General features: G+C 44.7%; 17 protein-coding genes and 1 pseudogene. 9 read left to right on the top strand and 9 right to left on the bottom strand.

Going from position 1 to position 22,257, the window contains the following annotated elements; genetic code table 11:
- Nucleotides 1-963 precede the first annotated feature (963 nt).
- Entirely contained in the window at nt 964-2,334 is a 1,371-nt protein-coding gene (locus tag U2F10_RS21850) for a tetratricopeptide repeat protein (RefSeq protein ID WP_499873277.1), read from the top strand.
- A 5-nt stretch (nt 2,335-2,339) separates the two neighbouring features.
- Nucleotides 2,340-2,570, top strand: a complete 231-nt coding sequence (locus tag U2F10_RS21845) for a hypothetical protein (protein WP_499873276.1) — start codon at nt 2,340-2,342, stop codon at nt 2,568-2,570.
- A 255-nt stretch (nt 2,571-2,825) separates the two neighbouring features.
- Here U2F10_RS21845 and U2F10_RS21840 read toward each other — a convergent pair whose 3' ends face one another.
- The gene (locus U2F10_RS21840) at nt 2,826-3,503 is read right to left on the bottom strand and encodes a hypothetical protein (protein WP_499873275.1); all 678 of its coding nucleotides are present in this window, start codon (nt 3,501-3,503) and stop codon (nt 2,826-2,828) included.
- 1,021 nt (nt 3,504-4,524) lie between these two features.
- On the opposite strand from U2F10_RS21840, the gene U2F10_RS21835 reads away from it, so the two are divergent.
- The gene (locus U2F10_RS21835; RefSeq protein WP_499873274.1) at nt 4,525-5,157 is read left to right on the top strand and encodes a hypothetical protein; all 633 of its coding nucleotides are present in this window, start codon (nt 4,525-4,527) and stop codon (nt 5,155-5,157) included.
- A gap of 526 nt (nt 5,158-5,683) precedes the next feature.
- Here U2F10_RS21835 and U2F10_RS21830 read toward each other — a convergent pair.
- Nucleotides 5,684-6,292 carry a hypothetical protein gene (locus U2F10_RS21830; RefSeq protein WP_499873273.1) on the bottom strand — a complete coding sequence of 203 codons (609 nt, stop codon included), beginning with the start codon at nt 6,290-6,292 and terminating at the stop codon, nt 5,684-5,686.
- A 33-nt stretch (nt 6,293-6,325) separates the two neighbouring features.
- Entirely contained in the window at nt 6,326-9,265 is a 2,940-nt protein-coding gene (locus tag U2F10_RS21825; protein WP_499873272.1) for an nSTAND1 domain-containing NTPase, read from the bottom strand.
- 97 nt (nt 9,266-9,362) lie between these two features.
- On the opposite strand from U2F10_RS21825, the gene U2F10_RS21820 reads away from it, so the two are divergent.
- Nucleotides 9,363-9,716, top strand: coding sequence for a CU044_2847 family protein (locus U2F10_RS21820; protein ID WP_499873271.1), 354 nt, complete (start codon nt 9,363-9,365; stop codon nt 9,714-9,716).
- A gap of 280 nt (nt 9,717-9,996) precedes the next feature.
- Here U2F10_RS21820 and U2F10_RS21815 read toward each other — a convergent pair whose 3' ends face one another.
- Complete coding sequence (locus U2F10_RS21815) at nt 9,997-10,572, bottom strand: hypothetical protein (protein ID WP_499873270.1); 576 nt, start codon at nt 10,570-10,572, stop codon at nt 9,997-9,999.
- A gap of 193 nt (nt 10,573-10,765) precedes the next feature.
- The gene (locus tag U2F10_RS21810; RefSeq protein ID WP_499873269.1) at nt 10,766-11,107 is read right to left on the bottom strand and encodes a Pepco domain-containing protein; all 342 of its coding nucleotides are present in this window, start codon (nt 11,105-11,107) and stop codon (nt 10,766-10,768) included.
- A gap of 782 nt (nt 11,108-11,889) precedes the next feature.
- Here U2F10_RS21810 and U2F10_RS21805 point away from each other — a divergent pair.
- On the top strand, nt 11,890-12,063 hold the full coding sequence (locus tag U2F10_RS21805; protein WP_499873268.1) for a hypothetical protein: 174 nt from the start codon (nt 11,890-11,892) through the stop codon (nt 12,061-12,063).
- A gap of 79 nt (nt 12,064-12,142) precedes the next feature.
- On the opposite strand, the gene U2F10_RS21800 is transcribed toward U2F10_RS21805, so the two are convergent.
- A complete protein-coding gene (locus tag U2F10_RS21800; RefSeq protein ID WP_499873267.1) occupies nt 12,143-13,450 on the bottom strand; it encodes an SUMF1/EgtB/PvdO family nonheme iron enzyme in 1,308 nt (435 codons plus the stop codon).
- Nucleotides 13,451-13,761: 311 nt separating this feature from the next.
- Here U2F10_RS21800 and U2F10_RS21795 point away from each other — a divergent pair, with 311 nt between their 5' ends.
- Nucleotides 13,762-15,135 (top strand): hypothetical protein, encoded by a 1,374-nt coding sequence (locus tag U2F10_RS21795; protein ID WP_499873266.1) that lies wholly within the window; start codon nt 13,762-13,764, stop codon nt 15,133-15,135.
- Between the two features lie 27 nt (nt 15,136-15,162).
- On the opposite strand, the gene U2F10_RS21790 is transcribed toward U2F10_RS21795, so the two are convergent.
- Both U2F10_RS21790 and U2F10_RS21785 read right to left on the bottom strand, forming a co-directional pair.
- Nucleotides 15,163-16,968 carry a CHAT domain-containing protein gene (locus tag U2F10_RS21790; protein WP_499873265.1) on the bottom strand — a complete coding sequence of 602 codons (1,806 nt, stop codon included), beginning with the start codon at nt 16,966-16,968 and terminating at the stop codon, nt 15,163-15,165.
- A 128-nt stretch (nt 16,969-17,096) separates the two neighbouring features.
- Nucleotides 17,097-17,174: pseudogene (locus U2F10_RS21785) on the bottom strand (helix-turn-helix domain-containing protein); the annotation flags it as partial.
- A gap of 378 nt (nt 17,175-17,552) precedes the next feature.
- Here U2F10_RS21785 and U2F10_RS21780 point away from each other — a divergent pair.
- Complete coding sequence (locus U2F10_RS21780) at nt 17,553-17,990, top strand: hypothetical protein (protein WP_499873264.1); 438 nt, start codon at nt 17,553-17,555, stop codon at nt 17,988-17,990.
- 13 nt (nt 17,991-18,003) lie between these two features.
- Nucleotides 18,004-20,064: an NACHT domain-containing protein gene (locus tag U2F10_RS21775; RefSeq protein WP_499873263.1), complete on the top strand. Its 2,061-nt coding sequence runs from the start codon at nt 18,004-18,006 to the stop codon at nt 20,062-20,064.
- Between the two features lie 109 nt (nt 20,065-20,173).
- On the opposite strand, the gene U2F10_RS21770 is transcribed toward U2F10_RS21775, so the two are convergent.
- Complete coding sequence (locus U2F10_RS21770; RefSeq protein WP_499873262.1) at nt 20,174-20,380, bottom strand: hypothetical protein; 207 nt, start codon at nt 20,378-20,380, stop codon at nt 20,174-20,176.
- 711 nt (nt 20,381-21,091) lie between these two features.
- On the opposite strand from U2F10_RS21770, the gene U2F10_RS21765 reads away from it, so the two are divergent.
- Nucleotides 21,092-22,222 (top strand): tyrosine-type recombinase/integrase, encoded by a 1,131-nt coding sequence (locus U2F10_RS21765; RefSeq protein ID WP_499873261.1) that lies wholly within the window; start codon nt 21,092-21,094, stop codon nt 22,220-22,222.
- The last annotated feature ends 35 nt before the right edge of the window (nt 22,223-22,257 follow it).

Raw genomic sequence — 22,257 nt, 5'->3', positions numbered from 1 at the left:
CAAAATCATTTTCTGGTATTTAATTTTTCATCTTGACTTACTTCATGTTTGGTTGTGTACGTTCTTAGTATTGCTCAACATAATGGAGTTCCAATAGCCCCTGGAAGTTTAGCCAGTTAAGCTAGGGAAAATTCCCAACACAGCTCAATGCGAACAGGAGAAATAATGAATGAGTGCGTGTCATCAAGCCTGATTAACCTTTGACTCTCCATTGGCTTAAATTAGCTCAAAATTACTGAGTAGTTGCTGTAATAAGCAGTAGCGTTCTCTCGTTTTTTGTAATAAGCAAACGGGGCAATCTGGCCTGAGTTCTACTGATAAATTAACTATAAGGGCAATCTCAACACTGAAATCAGCCCGTACTACTCACCATAGTCATCAATAAACCCATACCCCCCCTCCCCTCAGAGATAAAAATGACCTGCCTACTCAACTCCAGAGTCAATCGATTAAGTCATACTATTGGCCAGTAGCCTTATGGGTTTCCATAGGCTACTAAAAGAATATCTAATAAGGCCCTTGTGATTTCACAGGGGCTTTTCGTAAGGCTTTAAGGCTTACAAATCATCAAGACGCCTTGCTGAATCTGGATTAGGCAAGTAATAACAAGGGAAGATATTCTTTCATGCTTCCTGAATCATGTCTGATCCTTTAACTGCGGTTGAGATCGCACGAATCATCGGCATAGCGAGACCTTGATTTGAAGTTGAGATCGCATAAATCATGGACCGATCTATCAAATGCCAACTAGAACGTTGAGCACATTAGAATTCAAATAAGCTGAAACACGCTCTATATAAGTTTTGTCCCTTTTTACGCCTGCTCTAAAGAGGTGAGAGATACTATAGGCAAGAGCAATCCCACAATCATAGAGCTTTGGTATCCGAGTTCTAGGTGGTTTGTGAATGCATTCTTAGCCAGTTCAAGACTCTCCCTCAAGTAGAAAAAAGGAGGGGATGATCAATGAAACGGGTCAAAATTGGTTTATGTCTGACAGTTTTGAGTATCTTACTTAGTTCTGAAATTGCCAACGCTAACATTAACGTTATTGATACCGATCGGAACTCGTCTGATACCGAGCAAATCAAACTATCTCAGAGCAATACTGCGGAACTGATTGAACAACTTGAGCAAGAGGCTGAAGCCGCCTATCAATCTGGTAATTATGTCGAAGCTGAGAAAATCATACGGAGACTTCTACAACTCGACTTCGATAATGCGGATGCCTACTACCATCTGGGACTTGTCTTAGGTCATCAAGGCCGTTACGAAGAAGCTGAAGCAGCGTATCGCCAAGCCATCGAACTTGACCCTAATAATGCGTTAGCATATACCGCTTTGGGAGTTGAATTGGAGTATCAGGGCCGGTATGCAGAAGCTGAAGTAGCTTACCGTCAAGCTATTGAACTTAACCCTGAAGATGCAAATACTTACTACAATCTGGGCGTTGCTTTAAGTTATCAAGGCCGGTATACGGAAGCTGAAGCCGCGTATCGCCAAGCCATCGAACTTAACCCTAATGACGATTATGCTTACAACAACTTGGGCCTTGCCTTAGTGAACCAAGGCCGGTATACGGAGGCTGAAGCCGCGTATCGCCAAGCCATCGAACTTAATCCCAATAATGCTGCTTATTACAATAATCTGGGCCGTGTTCTAGGGTGCTTAGATCTCTACGAAGAAGCTGAAACAGTTTATCGTCGAGCTATCGCCCTAGATCCTAATTATGTAGATGCATACAGCAATCTAGGTGATACCTTAGTTGACCAAGGCCGATATGCAGACGCTGAAGTCACTCTGCGTCAAGCTATCGCCCTAGATCCTAATGATATTTCTATCAACAATACCCTTGTTAGTTTGTTGATGAGTCAAGAACGATACGCATCAGCCGAAGTTGCTCACCGTCGGGCACTTGAGCTTTATCCTGATGATGCTTACGGCAATTACATCTTGGCTAGTTTGTTAGAGAAGCAAGGCCGACCTCAAGAAGGCTTAGCTATTTTACGTCAGGTGATCGCCCGTAATCCGGATGATGTTTCTGCTTATTACTTACTAACGATTTTCTCAGAGAGTCAAGGGCATTATGAAGAAGCTGAGGTTGCCTTGCGTCAACTTATTGAACGCAAACCCGATGATGCTTCTTCCTATTACCTCCTGGCCAATTTGTTGGAGAGTCAAGGGCGAATGGAAGAAGCTGCAGCTGTTCAGCGCCAGGCTACTCAACTGGGCTCACAGCAATCCCTTTCTGTATTTTTTAAGAGCATGTTTACCTCTGTGTTTTTTGGGAACACGGTTCCTTTTCAGGTAACGCCCTTAACTCCTGAGAACCAGTAAAGTTTATGGGACTAGGTAGAGCTGGAGTGTTTGTCAATGTCCAAGCGAAACGCTCCTTTGTCCAATCCACTGCAGAAAAACAGGTTAATCCCCACGTTGATGAATGGAACCTAGCGTTGCCAAAGTGTGATGACGGTCATCGGATTAACATCGTGATCTCAAATCCTTCCTTGGCGATATCCCCAAACTCGCCCCAGCCATTATTTCCCTATCCGGCGGAGACACGAAAGCTTTAGAGTTAGTCGTCGAGGCAATGCGAGACGTTTGCCGTCAATGGCCATGAGACAGATCTCTGAATCGGAAGCCCCATGATCTTTTGCCTTTTTATCTGCCTCTAACTGTGTTCAGGCCATGAGTAGACTATGAGGCAGACCGGTGATCTAGTTGTCTTTCCGAGTGAGATCGCTACTATCCTTTGAAGCCGACTAATTTTCTCACCCCAAATGCACTCGGATGAACACTCACACTATCACCATTGGATTCGAAAAAAATTATTCTTCAGCTGCTTCTACTTCCTCTACTGTTACCCCCTCCTCTTCCTCTACTGTTACCTCCTCCTCTTCCTCCTCCTCCTGGCTTAGAAAAGGGAGCTGAATTACTTTCGGAGCGTCATGTATTAGACCAACTCGAACATTAAACACCCTGTATGCTGCATTATTGAACTCTGGAAACCGATAAAATTCTCCTGAGCTGTGGGTGATCTGCCCAACCTCCGCATCATAGCCCCAGGTATTTTGAGCATAGTTTTGCATACTCTCAGAACTATCAGATAAACACACCGCTCTTCCCCAGTAAGAATTCTGATAGTTGATTACTGAAACGCCAACCACAAAAAAAGGTGAGCATGCAACCGCCCTCTCGCCCCCATCTGTGATTAGCTGAATATTCCCGAATCTATTTTGCAGGTATCGATAGGCAAGCTGAGTTGCTAACCCAGAATTTTCAAACCACGGTGTTTTGCGATAATTGTACCCTGCTCGTCTAAGGCGGTTAAACGTTCCGCCGCCGACTAAAGTAATATCGTACTCTTCTTCATTTAGAGTGATTTTTCCAGCATAATTTTGATAGACATCCTCGGCGTAAGCTATCTTAAATTTTCCAACATCAACAAGAGATATTAAGCTGGTTGCAGCAACTAAAATTACTTTTAATAAGGTTTTATTTATCATTTTTTAGTCCAATAAATTTGGAATTAACTGGCTCAAGCTAACGCTTTTAGCTCATACTAAGCTAAATTTTGCGATGGGATTTAATTCCACATGTAAATCAATGAAGCAAATCTGAAGGAGTAAATCGGGAGTAGCGAGTCGATGAACTGGGGGTAAGGCTAAACGTTCAGAGCTGTCTGAAGTAGAACGTGTTCCTGAATTTTGGCGCGAGAACTCGGGAATGAAGAGACGCTGATATTAGTTGATTCCCATGAACCCGACTCTCCTGGACCGTTAGCCACACCTCCCAGTCTCCCCACCCCCTCTGTTCAAACATGACTAGGTGTCTGTAGAGACGGCGGGAGTAAGCTTCCCTCGATGAACCATAGGGGGATCCCAGAGGATTAACCATAGGGGGATCCCAGAGGATTAACCATAGGGGGGCACCCCAGAGGAGTGAACCACGGGGGGATACCCAAGGGGATACCCCAAATCCTGTGCCCAAGGAGAATACCCGCAACCTCGTTCGCACGAGAACGAAGTTGAAGACACTCCACCCTAATCTCTTGGTTTACCCCAGACCATCGCCATCACCCTACCCTCCTGGCTCACCTCACTCACCCTCACCCCCTATGCCCACCCTCTAGTTCAAATAAGGGGGCCTTCTCATCTCAGAGTGTCAAATTTTTTCTTGCTGGGTAGAATGGCTGAAAATACTCCTTTTTTGAAGCACGGTCACCACATGGCTCTTAGGGCATGTCTATCACCACCCACTCCATGGCTCTAGAACCGTGTCCACCACACGCATAAGAACAAAACACCGATATCAAACCTATATCAATGTGCTGGAACCAATGGGTTGGACGGCTGGAAGCATTCTCCCTCGTGCGATCACACTAGTTCTTGACTGCCAGCTATGATAGCTCCTTTAACCATAGATTAGAGTCTATTTTTAAGGGTTTTACATTTCACCATTTATAAAACTCAATAACTTTTCAGCATCTCTCTCCACCCCTCTATCCCTTCTCCTCTCCACCCTCTCATGAACAACCCTAAGGACTTAAGACGACAACTCGCACAAAAAATCTCAGAACAGGAACACCGTGAGCAACGGGCACAGCTCGTGTTTGATCATCGTCGTAGCGGTGGTCAGATCAACCGCGATTTTGCTCAACAGTTAGCAGACCAAGGCTTTGCAAATAAAGACGGTCGGCCCTGGTCGGTTGAGTGTCTACACCACGACTACCAGGAGTTTGTTAAACACCTAACCATCTTCCACAGAGACACCTACCAGTATCAACAAACGCTCCAGTTGATGCGGCTTGAGCATAACCTGAATTTGCTCAATGGGTACATCCAGGCGTTCACGCTTGATCCCGGCTCTGAGAAAGGACTTGCGGATCTTAAACCTAGCCATGTTCAAATGCTGACTCTTTTGGCTAAAGAAAGTCGTCAAACGGTTGAATCGATTTCCAAACTGACAGGTGCGAATGCCCCGGTTGAAGTGGTGGTGAATCAACGCCTACAAGGGGAGGTTGATAGTATCGTCAGTGTCCTCCGCCAGGGTCTTGATGACGACACGTTCCAGCAGGTAGCCCAGTGCTTAGCTAAAGGGATGGACCTTGTGCAGGAGAAGGCAAACGATCCTCTAGCTGAGAGAGCAGACTTGAATTAGGGTGTGCGGGTGCGGGGTAAGGGATGATCGCGTAACATGCTGTCCACGGGTTTAGGCTCAGGGAGTGGAGTGGTTTTGGCGGATGAGGAACGCCTAAAGGGACTGATATGGGTAGGGTGTTTTACTCCGCTTCCATAAGTAGGTGCCCAAAATAGTTTACATAATGCTTTTTCTAGAACACTTAAGCCACAGTGCTTTTCAATCTAGACATTGCGTAAAACATTTAGATTAGGGACTTAAAAAAGCCTATGACTGTTATCATGGGCTGGCTATGAGCGATACAAAAATATTTTGAGAAATGTCTAGCGGCTGTGGGTCAGGCAATATCTTTTTGTAAATCTCTAATATGAGATTTAGCGATTAGTACAATCCGGACTCGGATTGTACTAATCGATTGCCAGAGAAATCAGCATACCCACCGATTTTGATAGAATTGGGCCGCTGCAAGCCCCATTCCATATTACTCCATGGCTGTTGGATGAAATGGGGCAAAAAACGACGATCTTTGAAATTATCGTGAAAAGAGTTAAGTCATCGTCAAGTCACCGTTGAGACGATAATAACTACTATTCATCTTGCCCGTAACTAGCACAGTAAAATAAGTTGATTCTCCGGAAACAACTGACTTTGAGAAAACTGCCGTTTCTGAAGCTCCAACACTTTTACCACGGATCCATCGCGCTCCTTGATACATATCAGCAATAACTCTTCCACGATCAGAAGAAACATCTAATGAAGCATGGGATGCATCTCTAAAGTAATATCTATGGCTCACATTATGATTTATGGCCGGATCTAATCTAAAAATAATACCTAGATATGGCTTTGAATTTTTATCAGGAACGAACTTAAAACTTATTTCTAAATCATCACTGACTTCCTGAGGTATTGGTTCTTCAGTCGATGTTGGAGAACCTTGCTCCTCGGAATCATCTATTTGTTCAGTAGTTCTGTCCGATTGAATTTCTGTTATCTCTAAATCTAAAACCAGTTCTTCCAAGAATTGTTCTACAGCTGTTTCATTAGATCCGGCAACCTGGACACTGATATATCCTTGCCCATCAACGTTATATTGGGCGGTTCTCTGGTATTTAGTTGCTACCGATTCGAAATCAACTTTTGTTAACATAACCATCTTCGTTATATCTCCTAATTCAAAATGCCTCTATCAATCATCTGCACAACGAATGCCTGTGAATTCATCTGCATGTCCTAGACTTGAGCTAATCCGAACAGTCACGCGCTTAATATCTGTCATTCCACTACCACCACGTAAGACAATTGCTTTTATTTGGGAATCACCTTCCTTGTTGGAAGAATTACCATCCCAAGTAAGGTGTTGATTATAGGGAGGCGAATAACTGTCTTGATAGTAAGATGCAGTCCATTCCCAAGCATTGCCAACTAAATTAAATACTCCTTCTTTACTCACCCCCTTTTCAAAACTATCAACAGGTCGAAGAATTCTTCTGTCAATAAACCTGATATTTGCATGTTCTAGAGTAGGTGGTTCATTCCCCCATGGCCACTGCCTGCCATCAATACCACGAGCAGCTCTTTCCCACTCCAACTCAGTTGGTAACCGTCTACCTATCCACTGGCAGTAATCATATGCTTGATAAGCCGTAACACCGACGACGGGATAATTTAACATATTGCTGTCCTTTATCCGATCTGGAAAGAGTAAAGGAGCAGAACAAGCTCCAGCAGTTTCACATAGACGATATTGACGATTGGAAACCTCGAATTTATCAATGTAAAAAGCAGGCATAAAGACTTTCCATTCAGGTTTTTCTTCTTGATTTGCTTTCGGATCATCTGTGCCAATCACCGCTTCTCCAGGGGGGAAAGATACCATTTCCTCAGAAAGAATCACTCTTCGCCGTAATATTTGGTGCAATAGATATGGGTAGAGAATAATAATTGCCATTATGGCCAAAATAATTACTGCAATACCTAGAGCAAACTGGTTATTGCTTTGCTTTTGGATGCTACGAGCAATAAATTCTTCAGCCAGTGCAGATAATGGAGCGTCAGTTCGATACTTATTCTGAAATTTCCTAGCATCCAACAGTTGGCGTCCCCGGAGCAAATCACTTGCTTGCTTTCCATGGGTTCTCCACTCCTGAGCCGCCATCGCCAATTTTTGGGACTGTCGCAAAAGATCTCGTTTTTCAGCTAGCCAGTGGCGTAATAGAGGCCATTGTCGAATTAAAGCTTCGTGTGCTATGTCCACGACAACAGCTTCCTCAGTGGTAATATCTTCTGCTGTTGCATTATTTGTTACCACTAATTTTTCATCTGCCAGTTTTTTGACGACGACTTCCACCTCGGCAGCTGTATGCAGTGGTGTCACCAGGTCGGCTTGAAACATTCGGCGGCGAGTATCCTCAGCCTCTTCTCCCAGGTGAGTTAAGGATAAAAACACATGTTGTACAGTTGCCCTTTGACCTGTCAAGAACTGATTGTAGACTTCAGTAGCTCGCTGCCCTAGGGTTCCACCAACGCCTCCGATACGGCTATAGGTAGTCAGTCTCAGGCAGTTATCTAGTCGCCGTTTCCACAGTTCAGTTAGAGTGTACTGTAACAGTGGCAAGCTCCCCGGTGCTCCTTCTAATTCCTGAACCATCTTGTCTACTAGCTCAGGCTGTATTTTCAGGCCTACTCGTTCTGCAGGTTTGATGATCGCCTGTCGCAACTCCTTGTGGGACATGGAAGGAATTGTTACCAAGTGCTGCTCAATTTGCTTCGCTAGCCCACTGTATTCTTGTTCCAGGCACTTATTCAAGAAATCAGCTCGCATGGTAATTATTAGACAGAGTTTTTCCGTCAGAGGTAAAGAGTCCAATAGACACTGGAAGAACCGTTGTCGCTCGCTCACGTCCTGACACAAGGTAAAAACTTCTTCAAACTGATCTACTACCACCATTACCCGCTGCCGATCAGAAGTTTGTACCAGACGCCTAATTCCTGCAGAGCCCTGAGCAATCACTTCTTCAGCTTTGCCTAACTGTTCGGCCCGTTCTGGAGGAGGCAAGGCTGGGTCCACAAATGTCTGGGCTAAGTTTTGCAAAGGGTGCTGCCCCGGAAACAAAATGTGTATATCCCATTGGCCACTACCAGAGATGCGTTGACCTAACTTGAGTTGATGCAGCAGCCCGGCACGTAAAACCGATGATTTACCGCAGCCTGACGCTCCTACAATCGCCACAAAATTATATTTCCGCACTTGGTCTAGGAGTTGATCTGTTAGCGCTTCCCGGCCATAGAAATATTTTGGGTCTTGATCATTGCAGTCGAAGAACTCCAGCCCCTTGTATGGACAAATGCCACTATCTACCGGTATCTGCTTCGTTGCCTGGTCTTCAACTTGCCAAGCCCTTGTCAGATTAATCGCTTCACCAAAGTTGGTACAGACCGGCGTTTGCAATTCACCCTTAAGGGCCTGGTTCACATAGTCCACAAGTGCAAAAGTATCAATCCAGCGTCCTGGTAACCGGGATGGTTCCAGCCCTTCCAGCAAAGCTTTGGTCAGCACACTGTAGTGACTATTCAGGTCTTCCCAAGAGGTTTCAAAATCACGAGATGACGCGATAAAACAGCGGTCCCGACTTTCGCTATTGCCTGGATTAGCCGCTCCCACATTGACGATTAAAGACCCACTGTGACAGCAATCGAGCCAGATGATTTGCTGCTTGACCGGACTTTCTGATAGAAGCCACTGCAGCCAGCGCAGAGATAACCCTGCTCGTGGGGTATTAGAGTTTGTATCACTCGCTGCTAGATAGCCTTTGTCGAACCCATCTTTATCGGGGATGCCGTGACCTGAAAAATAAAATAGTGCCGTTTCAGGCGCTTGAGTACTATCAGGTCGAAACAGTTGCTTGAGAGCCTGCTCCAGCTGTACCTGTAAAACCTGCTGGGTCGATGACACCGTAGACCTGTTCCCATTAGCTGGGTCAATCTGCTCTGGCATCCGCTGCACTTTATTGAAATCGCCATCCTGCTCCAGTCGGTGTGCGATCGCTTCAGCATCTTTAGCCGGAGCTTTCAAGGAACTCAAATACTGATAGCGATTGATTCCGACGATCAGGGCATCGCGGCTCATAGATGGCAGCTAATGGCAGGATGTGGTGTCAGTGTAGTATCTGATTGCTGATATAGCAGTACCCGTACTGGTACTTATTCATTCTTCTTTATATGCCATGACCCAACTAGCCCCCATTCAACTTGAAGACGGCACGACCATTTATATCGAGGCTGACGAAACCGTTACGGCTCCACCGCTACCTGCTGATCATGGTCCTACTCGGACTCCAAAAGGTCCTGGTGAGCAAGCAGTCAGAAGTTTTCAGGCGATGCAAAGCACAATCCGCACCTACACAGCCCATACCCTGAATGCTTTTAAGGACATGGCCACTGCCAATGTGGATAAGGTGACGTTGGAGTTTGGCATTAAGGTAGCTGGCGAAGGTGGGGTGCCCTATGTGACGAAGGGCAGTGCTGAATGTAACCTCAAGATCACCGTTGAGTGTTCGTTTCCGGGAGAGGAAGGCTGAGGCTAGCTGTTGCTGTGGGGTGATGCTTGGCTAATTTATGTCAAAGGCTATTAGTCAAAAAATCCTGAACGCTCGAATATCAATATCTTCAGTTACTGTTTCTCAGATTCAGTATTGCTTATTACTGTGAGATGCAGGTGAATATATGGAGACGTATAAAAAAAAATCAGGTTCCTAATTCAAGAATCAAAGCGCTTATTTAAAGTAGTCTTTGTCATTCTTCTTGGTCAAGAAGCTATCCTGTTTTTGATATTTACTTGACTAGTTATTGTTTTTCTAACTAAGCTGGCCTCCCGGAGCTTGAAGAGCCAATATACTTGCTTCTTGCTGCAATGCTTTCCTGAGATTCTACTGTGATTAGATCCTCACCCTTGGACCATGCATCAGACAATTGTTCATCAATGCTTAGAGTAAGCCTTTTATTGGTTGCAGCATTATACTTTTTCCCGCGATGGTCTTTCCAAGAAAGTTTTAATTCATAAGTCCCTGGACGAGGAGTAAAAGATGCCTGAGAACCTGCATCAAAAGCGATATGCTTAGTAAAGCGTAACCTCGGTGGCACTAGAATTGTTTGGAATTTCTCAAATTGCTCTGTTTGAGATGTTGCCATAATCTTATAATCATCTTTCATAATGTAAGGATAAAAGGTGTAGAACTCTGAAATCTGCCTTCTATTCCCTCTCTCATCCATTGCTGAACCAGACTTATAATTAACAAGAAGTAGGACGTCAGTTATTGCTCCAGAGGTAGCTCCACGGTTGTAAGCATCACAGCCAATGATGATGGTGGGCAAGTTATCAAACTTAGTAAGTATTACTCGTGATCTAGCAAACAACTCTCCTCGAAAGCCAGACATCGATCTATATAGTGAAAAGCAGCTAATAGCGAACGCAAGAAAAGCTAAAATCAAGGATAAAGCTTCAAAAACGGACATATCTATTCCTCTGCTGATTTCATGTCATCGTTTTCGAATACTGTTGTTAATTCATATCCCCACATAGCCTTCAATACCGTCATACCGTATCCCTGATCTCTTTGAATGATTGTGACTAATCACGAGTTAGCTTAATCTTTATAGCGCCCACCTGTGTATCATTTTTCGCGCCAGAACCAATTAATGCAACTTGTCCTTCGGCATTGATATCGATCATTATCTCTAATTCATTGACACGCAGTGTGCCTGGCTCCTTATCTGGCTGATCGAATACTCTGCTCAGTAGAGATAAAAGACTCTGAATTTGTGATTCTAAGGCTTCTGCATGAAGCGGAACCCTTCTGCGTTTGCCTTTTGGAACAGCACTCCATCCACCACCAGTATCACGTCTGCCTTCCTCACTAGAAGTAGATGAACCTCCTTGTGCCTCGATCCATACATTTTCTCCTGCGCCCATAAAAGTTGCCTCAACTGACTACGCAAATTCGTTACTTTTCTATTTTGGCGAGAAAACCACAAATTACTCTACATTTATAACTTACGTATCATGTTAGCTAAATTTAGTTTGGCCATTATGTGTAAAGGTTTTCAAGTAGGCTCCAAATTAGGAAGCCAGACAATTTTTGACGTATCTAGGTCATTTCAGCGATCAGCCTTTACAAGACGTTCTATTAAAACCGATCTAAGTAGGGCAGGATTGAAACAGTCAACTAGGTTTCCTTCTGTTAACCAAGCTAAAAGCCTTTCCTCACATAGGATTTAACCGAATTTACATTTCGAAACTTACATCAGCCTTTCTACCCTTATCTACTTAATTGATACACCTTTTGGTCAGAGCATAGGGCAAATACATCTAGAATTGCGAGCGTTTTAGCCAGTCTATGGTCCAATTGTACAGATGATGCAGATGCCTGATAAGAAGGAAGACCTGCACAGTATCTAGCTAAAACAATCCATGTAAACATCGAATATCAAGGGTTTAGCTATTGCTGCTCAGATTCAATACTGTCCCAACATCGGGGCTTTCATTAGATCCCATATTCCGCCATTAAATTGGCACATCTGATAATTAATGACGAAGCCAATGGATCACAGCCTCTAAAGAGACAGAGATTCTCAATAAATCTTGACTATTGAGAATTGACTAAAAGTGATTCATATGAACTATCTAGGCGCTCAAAAGCTCTACAGAAAAGGCTTTTAGATTTAATACCTGATTGTGACAGTTGGGAGTGCGGAATGTCGGTTAGATGTGAGATTCCCACTTCTAAATGGATAGACGTCATTCAGGGCCATGGTGATGCGGTGTTAGCTGGATCCGGTTATACATGGATGCAACTCAACGAAGAGTCCATTGAACCCATAGAATTTACAGCTACCATTGCATCCGGGTCTACGACTTTGGATGCCTAGTGGAGTAGTTATAACTTGTGGCTATCTGTGACAGGTTGGGACAGTCTGTGGCAAATTACCAGCAGTGTCTAACAAAGGGCTACTGGAGAGTCCTCGGGGCAAGACATACCACCCGAAAACCGATAATGCTGAGCGCGAGGTCGGGACCGTTGAGGATGCGAGAGGCTGACCGACATATCCTAGGATAGTAGCACCAAGAACCGCCGCGTAGCGCTCGAAGAGATGAATTGCCACCTTCAGTCAACGCACTGCCATCCGTAGGGGCTCCGTCATAGTTACTATGCCAATGGTCTTGACACCACTCCCATACATTGCCGTGCATGTCATAAAACCCAAATCTGTTAGGGAAGAAACTACCGACCTTTGTTGTCTGCTGTCGATACTCTCCTTTTGGTCCAGAACCATAGACATTACTCGCAGCATAGTTAGCTAAGTCTGACGTTATGGTGCTACCAAAATGAAACGGACTGATGGTTCCTGCTCGGCACGCATACTCCCACTCGGCTTCGCTCGGAAGACGATACTCTTGGCCTGTATGGACGCAGAGGCGCTTACAAAACTCTATCGCCTCATACCAACTAACACACTCAACTGGGCGATTATCTCCTTTGAAGTTTGATGGATCGGGCTTTAGTGGGATGCCCACGTCATCTAGCAAAGAGACGGCTCGCCATTGGGCCTGCGTCACAGGATATTTCCCCATATAAAAATCAGGGACAGTTACCCTATGCTGTGGGCATTCACGCTCCATTCGATCTACTTCATTATCTGGAGCCCCCATCCAAAATCGACCTCCTGGGATTTTCACCAGGTCCAAATAAACAACATTACTAAGCTCTTCTCGGTAATATTCGGCTGTTCTTTCCTCGCGGCTATTAATTGTTCCCTTACTATCAACGGTGACAACCTCAAACGAGAACGGTGACAAGGTAGACTCAGCTGCCCCGGTTCTCGCCAGCACGTCAGCAAAACCTGTCTCAATTCCCTGTACCAAGCGCTCATACCCATCCGATTCAAATAAATCCACCCATTGGTAATCCGTAAGACTGATGCCATACTCCTCCTGACGAAGCGCAGGGATACGACAATCATCTAACCGCACCGGAATCAGAAAAATCTGACCAGGGGGGCGCTCCGCTATTTCATTGAGTGCCATTTTGAACTCACGCTGAATATAGCCCTGTTTCTGGCAAGACTTCTGCGATAGGCACGCGATAAACACATCACTGGTTTTGATCGCTTTCGGGATTTCGGATCGCCAACTCTGACCTGGCAGTAAATCGACTTTATCGAGCCACGGTTGAAATCCACTTTCCTTTAGGCGCTGGTATAAATCAGTTACCGCTTCTTTGTCCTCACTGGCATGCGCTAGAAATATGCGTATCATTGGGTATGATGGACAGCACAAAACATCACACAGAAAGCGACTCAGAACTTGGCGGTTGGGAGTCGCTTTCTATGTCTATACCTATTAAAGTCGCTTTATCTATTACAGACCAGACAGACTACTAGGTCATGCGTCAAAGGGATGACTGCCTCATCAAGACCCACGGTGCCAGGTAACGAAAGTGCTGAAATAGCCTAACTTTCAAATTCACTGTGAAATCTGAAACGCTTAATTAGTCTATCGAAGTGGAATAGTGTACTTAGCCTGGTAAAGTAGAAAGCTATTTTTAGACGTAATAGCGAAAAGCAGCTATGGAAGTAATTCAACAATTTACTTTTGCAGGTACTTTCCAAAAAACACATCAAAATGACGATAAACCTATCTCTGATGTAGTTGGCAATATTTTCTGTTATGACAATGGTCTAGTTTTACTTGAAGTTGAACCAAAAATAGCAGAAGCAATTAATGGAAAAGTTTTTTTTGACTCTGGCAGTTTATTAATAGGAAGCGAAATAAGACCGCCTTATCAAGGTGGTTATCAAATACAAGGAAGAACTGTAGAAGGTTTTGAAGTAGAAGCAACTTTCAGAGAAATCGATACTGCTTTAGTGGACGATATTAATTCAAAGTTAAATCCTGATAGAGGATACTTTAGCTTTGTAGATTTACAATTATTAAATAGGAATAACAATATAACCGTTCAAGAAGAAGGCGCTGTTTATGGGGTTTCATGTGTTGATATAAATCAAGATATTATTTTAAATAATGCTCAATTATACTTCTCTGTTAAGTGGCTACGCAAGGGTAATAGCAATAAACTAAATGCTGAATTTAGATTAAGTAAAATTCCAACTTTAGATGATAAATTATCTTATTACACATATTATTCATGGCTATCTTTATTGCTAGCATTTAGTTCTGGGCGTAAAGTTTATATAATCTACGAAAAAATAACTGATGTAGATGAAAACTGCATAAAAGTCATTTTCTTAGGTAGATTAGTTAAGCAAAGTGAGCCAAATTTTCAAGTTATTAAAAACTCTTACTTATCACCATTTTTCAAAAAATGTAGCAACCAGGTTTCATCTGATTTATTTGATGATAAAGGTTTAGGTTTAGCACTGTATTGGTACTCTACCGTGACTAATACTGAGCATATAGAAATAAGATTTTTAATTCTGTGTACTGTTTTAGAGATATTGGTAAAGAGAAATGCTGGATCAGTAAGTCAAAAGCTCATCTCTACAGCAATACATAGGAAAATTCGACAAGAAGTAGAATCCATTTTAGAGAATTATAAAAATAATATTGAAGAGGATTATTTATCTAACTACGAAATATACAGGAAAAAGGTATATCAACCTCTTGAAAGCGGCAATGCTAATCAAGTTGGCCCACTTAGGGCAAAATTACAAAACATGCTTGAAGTATATTGTGTCTTTTATAATGATTTATTTCCTGAGCTTGAATTTATTAATGTAAGAGATGATCTTATTCACCGAGGTTTCAGTGAAGTCGGTGTAACACCTTACTATATAGACTTACACAACCTTGTAATAAGGGTTTTATTAGCTTTCTTAGGTTACCAAGGTAATTATCAAGAATACGTAGAATCTATGGTGGAAGAAAAATCTACAGGAACCTACAAAGCTATTTCAAAAAAATTCCCTCTACCAATTGAATGACTGTCTCTAAATTTTCCGGAGAAGAAGTCAATCACCTCTAACCACTTCCTTTATTGATCTAAGTAAGTTAGCTAGGTTTACATTAACTCCCCAAACATCAATTTCAGTAAGGGAGACTATTGCATTATCTTGATTACCTATCACAGGTTCTTTATCCTTTTCTTTTTCAGCTTTAGATACCAGAAGAATTTGAGAATCATATCTCTTAAGTTCACGATTTAGACTATCAACTGTTAGCTGTAAAAATTGATTTTCTGCATTAGTTAAAGATAACTGACTTTCTAATTGCTTAATTTGACCATATAGTTTTTGTGCCTGTATACCCATTTCGGCATTTAGTTGATAGTCACTAACTAAAGTACCGTTAGGTAGATGAAGATATAAGTTAAGAAGGTGTTCTATTTTTTCTAGGGCATCTTCTTTATTTTCAGGAATAACAGTCAGGATAACGTCTTGATCTTCTTCAGTAATATTAGTAGAAACTTTAATGCCCACATCTTTTAAGAACTCTGCAAAATATAAAAGATATTGTTCACATGCTGTTTTAACTTCCGGTGGAAAGTTGAAGCGTTCAGTCAACAACTTATCAAGGGCACTGTTGTGGTTACCAGGTTTACTGGCAAGATAGCCATCAAACCCAGGCTGCATATATAAAATTGGCAGTGCCCAATAGCTATAGTTGGAATCGTGGGCCGAGATCAGCCCCTGGCGAGTACGGTTAAGACATAAATCGATGGGATTGCCTTGCTTTAAGTTGCGATAGAGCAAGCGGGTAAACGTAATGGCCACATCGTCAGGAATGCGCTCGGCCATAGCAATCACCCCAGGAATGCCACGATTGACCAGGGCATTGGCCAGGTTTTGCTCATGCCAACCCAACTCAGAACCTTGGCCCTGGGAATAGACTCCCCGACAGGAGTTGAGAACAGCTAGCTTCACACCATTGTTGGAAAGCAGCCCTGCTAGGTCTTCACCGCTGATGCGTTCGGTGAGTCCTGTCTGGCGGCTGACAAGATAAAGATCGCCACCAGCATTGCCTAAATTACTATGGCCGGCATAGTGCAACACCTGGTATCGACCATGTTCTAACGCCTGGGTCAGTTCACTGCGGTCAGGCTGTTCTAAGACTGTCAGCTGCACGTCCAGTTGCTGTTTTGGCAGCAAGCTATAGTCATCTCCAGAACGCATTGATAAGGGATGCAGCTCATTTTTCAGGTGATTAGCTTCACGGGCCAGTTCTAAACGATCCTGATCGTTGGGTGCAGCAATCACCATCAGGACGCGCAGAGGCTGATCAAAATCAGGCACCGTTGCCACCGGACGGTCATATCCCTGGCGTCGGCCTAGATGGTAACGAGAAAATGTGACATCGGTGCCAGTCCCCAGGGGCCGATCGCCTGCATGTAAGACTTCCCAAGGGAGCTTTTGCAGCTTTTCCCCCTTTAAACCAAGGCGCAGCCGCAGGGGAGAACGGCGATGTTGGGCAATCCCTTGGGCTGTCAACCAGCTATCGCGTAAGGCTTTATCAAAGACGCTGTTATAAAGAGCCTGGCCTAGACTAACGAGGGTTGGTGGCTGACTGCCAGACGAATCATCATCACCGTCTGAAGAAGAATGTACATTTGAACGAAATGCCCAGCGCTGACTCGACTCGCCCTTGAGGATCCCTAGCAACGGATCATGCATCAGGTTAGACGCCTCTGCTAGCCAGCTATCAATGGGCCAGTGAAACTGTTTTTGCGCCAAGGGGACACCTGGCGCAACTTGCTCTGTGCGCACCAGATATCGGTCATTGCCGACTTCTGTAATTGATATGTCAATCTCTTGTAACAACTCCAGTTTTAGTAGCTCGTATTAATTAGCCTTGGTTTGGCGTATAAAAATATTTCTATATTCATGCTTAGGCAGACTGAAACGGCCCACTAACACAGCATAAACCCTTACCAAGGAATTGAAGGTTTTCACGTAACAGTCCGATAGTAAGTAGCTCGGCTGATACCCACTTGCTTACAAATCTCCGTGATAGGCATTTCCCCAGCCTCAGCTAATCGCTTAGCCTCTAACTCCTGACCTTTGGTTACCGTTTTCTTGCGTCCACCTTTGCGACCACACGGGCACGGGCAGCTTTCAACCCTGCTTCGGTACGCTCTTTTAGGTCAATAACAGCATCCTTATCTTCACTGGCATGAGCCAAAAAATCCGAACCATCGACTACGATGGGGCTAACAACTGAACATCAGACACTTTGAAAGCGGCTCTAACTTGGCGGTTGGGGGCCGCTTTCTGCTCTCTATAGCTTATTAAAACCAGTCGGATTGATGGGTGTCATGATCCATAGCAACCCATAGAGTTGATTCAGAATAAGTATTTATATCTACTGATATATTTTGTAGAGAAGTCTTTATTGGTGGCTTGCTGTGACATCCGACCAGAATCCTTCTCAAAGTATCAATATCAGTGGTGGTCAGCTGTCTAACGTTCAAATCGGCGGTCAAGCAGGACGTAATCTGAACATTTCTCAAGCTCAGCAAATTGGGGATGGTGGTGAGGAGAAGCCACTATCATCTGCTGATGTCGTCACCTTACTGGACCAGCTAAAGACACTGATTGAGAGTGCTGATTTGCCAGCTTCAGAAAAGGAAAAAGCCGTTCGCAGCATTGATACCACTAAAGACGAAGTTCAAGCCAACGAGCCGGATAAGGAATTTGCGGCTAAGAATCTGCAGCGAGCGACCAAGGTACTCAAAGAGGCCGGTGAGACGGTCGAAGCTGGAACTAATCTGTGGCAAAAAGTAACACCCATTCTAGAAACGGTCAGCCCTTGGTTGGGGGTTGCGGCGGGCTTTCTAATTTAGGGGCGATCTCATCATGAGTACGCAACCGCCTCAGCAACCGAGTCAAGGCTTGAATATCTCAGGCAGTGTGCTTGAAGGAGTGCAGATCGGTGGCATCGCTGGGCGCGATATGAATCTAACTCAAATTCAAGGAGGTGTTCATGTCACCAATGTGTTTGGTGCGGTTCAAGTAGATCGAGAGTACACCCAGGTAGGTCAGCCTCAGAGTCAACAAGAGTATCGCTGGCGTCAAGTTCTCCTAGATAAGGTCAAACGATTTTGGATTGATGGAGTGCTGGCAAAATCGTTACATACAAAACTCTTCATTGAACTGGGTTTAGAGGACCGCAACGACTTTATTGAAAACCCATTGAGCAAGGTGCAGGAATTTCCTACCGACTCTGGGCAAACCTTTCAAACAGGAACCACAGCAACCGACATTTTTGATGACATTGGAGCAGGACGAACCTTATTAATTTTGGGAGAACCGGGTTCAGGTAAAACGGTAACCCTGCTGAAACTGGCTGAGAGCCTAATTACTCGGGCAGCAGAAAATCTGAGTCAGCCCTTACCGGTGGTAATGAACCTTTCTTCCTGGGCGAAACAGCGGAAGACTATGGCTGAATGGTTGGTTCAAGAACTACATGAAATCTATGGCGCATCGAAATCGTTAGGTAAAACCTGGGTCGCTCAAGAGCAATTAATTTTGCTGTTGGATGGATTGGATGAGGTTGAACCTCAATATCGCAATGACTGTGTAGAGGCCTTAAACCAATTCATCCGAGAACATGGCTTGACTGAGATGGTTGTGTGTAGCCGCATCCAGGACTATGAAAGTTTGACTGAGCGATTGAAGCTGCGTAGTGCCATTTTCGTTCAACCGTTAACCTCGCAGCAGATCGATCAGACCCTAGAACAAGCGGGGGACTCATTATCAGCCTTACGAATAGCGCTCCAAAAAAATGACGAGCTCAGAGCCTTCGCATCGTCGCCACTGATTCTAAGCATTATGAGCCTGGCGTATCAGGACAGCACTATTGAAGCACTCAACCAGACAGGTACTCCTGAAGCCCAACATAAGCAATTATTTGATGCTTACATTGACCGAATGTTTACCCGCCGGGGTACAACCCGAAAGTATTCGAGGGCGCAAACACTCTATTGGTTGACTTGGCTGGCACAGCAAATGGTGCGCGCATCTCAGTCAGTTTTTTTAATTGAACGATTACAGCCGAGTTGGTTGATATCCCGACGCCAAAGAGTGCGCTATCGGATAATAAGCGCTCTAACCTTTGGACTGATTTTCGGGCTAATCATTGGCTTAGCCAGTGGATTACAGGGGGCGATTAATGTATTGGGGAGTGGGCTGCTTTATGGAGTGGCGGGTGGTTTAGTCGTGGGGTTTGGAGGCAACATTGAGCCGGTGGAAACCCTGAAATGGTCCTGGCCCGAAGCAAGGAAAAATCTTCGTAAGTGGCTCATCATTATGGCCACGTTGGGACTAATGTTTGGAGTACCTATCGGCTTTATTGCGGGACTGATTGAGGATCTGGGGCTTGAACTCCGGTATGAATTACTGGCACAACTGCTTGAAGGACTGTTTGGGGGCGTAGTTTCCGGGCTGTTTTTTGGGTTAATGGGTGGGCTTTTGGGATCAATTGCTGGGTTAATTAGCGGATTCAGAGGCCCAGCAATTCAGACCAGTAATGGTGTTAATCAGGGAATATGGAAATCTGTGAGAAATGCTTTGCTGGCAGGACTCAGTGCAGGATTGATCTTTGGATTGATTGCAGGCCTGATTGCGGGGATATTCGGTGGACTCGTTAATAGTCTCAAGTACGGTCTGATATACGCATTGGGTACTGGTCTGGTCGGTGGGGTGATTTTCGGTGGTTCAGCCTGTTTTAGACATTTCATCTTAAGACTGTTGCTTTACCGTCAGAGCAATAGTCCTTGGAACTATGCCAGATTTCTTGACTACGCAGCTGATCGCCTATTCATGCAAAAAGTGGGTGGCGGCTATATCTTCGTACATCGGATGCTGATGGAGCACTTCGCTCAGATGAAATTGGAAAGCGAATCAAAAGCCACGTAGAGATATCCTTTTTAGATTTAGGCCGCTTCTTGTGACCTTATTTTTCTGAAACTATTGATATATAGAGATTTCCTTCTTTAGACGCTAATTCCCGATCCATTTGTGGCCTTCATACCAGAGACGGAAATGCCCCTTGCTCTGCGGGTTCAACCAGTTGCGGGGCAAAAAACACCGCAACCACTCCAGCGAAGTGAGGGCCAAAGGAATCCTGACGTCGTGATTTGGATAGTCGTGCAGAACTCAGAGACTGTAGCCGGTAGAGTTGCGATCGCACAGTCAGCTGTAGGAGCGGTTTCTTCAGTTGATCGACTGGCACCCTATATCTACTGACCCCTTCCTAACTGGGGCTGCTCCTTCCATAGCCGATACAGGCCCAGGGGGAATATTGTGACCCTTACTTTCCATCTGTTGGGGTCAAACCGAAACAAGCGTCAGCAGTTGGGGTCGAGTAGAGCGACGCCACCAATTTTCTAAGAGCGATTGAGGTCCAAACGCTCAAAATATCGTCCATGATGCTAGGTCCACATCCATCAAGGTCAGTGGCTTTAGTTTTTGCTGCCACATCCACGGTGTTTCTACAGCTATGTGTAGGACTAGAATCCGCATGGTGAAGGACTTTCAGTGATGTGTAGGACTTGAAAATTAGTGTGTAAGGCAATGTGTAGGGCTGAAACCTATAGGGTGAAGGACTTTCAGGGATGTGTAGGACTTTTCCTATAGACTAGTATGGCGATCAAAATTAAAAAAGAGCAATGCTAAATGATTGCGGTTTGTCGTCCCCTATAAAAGCTAGATCCTTGAAATAGCTAATATAAAAGGCATTTCAGAACCTAAGCTTACGCTTTGGGGTAGTAGGGGTCGTGGGTTCAAATCCCGCCGCTCCGATTTAATTGGAACCCGCTCATTGAGCGGGTTTTGTCATATCTATCAAGCCTTTTGAGCCTCGCTTTACAGGGTAGGTTCATCAAAATATTGGGTCACTTTTGGTCAGTTTGGGTAGCATTTGGGTATGAGTTGGGTATGAAATATGCCGCAAACGACCCGAAAAAAATCGCCCAAAGGCACCGTCTCGGTTGAGGAGTATCAGGGGCGATTGCGGCTTAGGTGGCGGCACCTAGGTAAGCGCTATGCCCTATCTATCGGGCTTCCAGACTCTAAGGTTAACCGCCAGGTGGCACGGCAAAAAGCGACGATCATTGAGCTGGATATTGCGTCGGGCAACTTTGACCTCACACTGAAAAAGTACAAGCCTCATACCCAAAATAGCGAAGGCCTTTCTGTGGTAAGCCTTTTCGAGCTTTTTATGGAGTATAAGGCGAAGCGGTTATTGCCCAGAAGCTTGGATAAGTACGATGCAACGCTGAAATATCTGGAGCGCTACTTTGAAAACCGGGTTGCAGCTGCCATTGATGAAAAGGCCGCAGAGCAATTTATGGAATGGCTGACGAAGCAAAAGCTATCGCCCATGGTTTGCCGGGAGCGGCTCACCTTGATCCGAGCGGCCTGGGACTGGGGTATTGCCGATGATCATTTAGAGGCAGGACAATCAAATCCTTGGGTGGATATGGTTTTGCGAGTGCGGGTTGAGCCCAAACAGATGCCGAAGCCTTTTACCCGTGAGGAAATGACTGCCATCGTTGAGGGGTTTAAGAAAAGTCGCTATTACAGCTACTACACGGATTATGTGGAGTTTTTGTTTGGCACTGGCTGCCGGACGGCTGAGGCGGTCGGTCTGCGCTGGAAGCATCTGACGGATGATTGCAGTTCTATCTGGATTGGGGAGTCGCTGACCCGTGGGGTGCGGAAAGCGACGAAGACCAATCGGGCGCGGACAATCTCGTCATCTGAAAAGCTGAAGCAGATATTGTTGCGGAGACGGCCTGAGAAGCCTGAGCCGGATGGGTTAGTGTTTAGGTCTGCGAAGGGGGGTGCGATCGATGATCATAATTTTAGGAATCGGGCCTGGACTTCGGTTTTAGCAGAGTCCGGGGTTGATTATCGGAAGCCTTATAATACAAGGCATACGTTTATTTCCCATGCGTTGGATATGGGGATGAATCCGGTGGAGGTGGCTCAGCTAACGGGCCATGATGTCCAGACGTTGTATGAGAATTATGCGGGTAGTGTAAATAGTCGGCCCCGACTGCCAGAGTTTTGAATATCTATCTTTGGATTAGGAAATAAAGCAAGATC

The sequence above is a fragment of the Leptothoe sp. EHU-05/26/07-4 genome, assembly GCF_043421015.1.
Classification (GTDB): Bacteria; Cyanobacteriota; Cyanobacteriia; order Phormidesmidales; family Phormidesmidaceae; genus Leptothoe; species Leptothoe turfae.
This window is presented reverse-complemented; position numbering and strand designations above follow the sequence as displayed.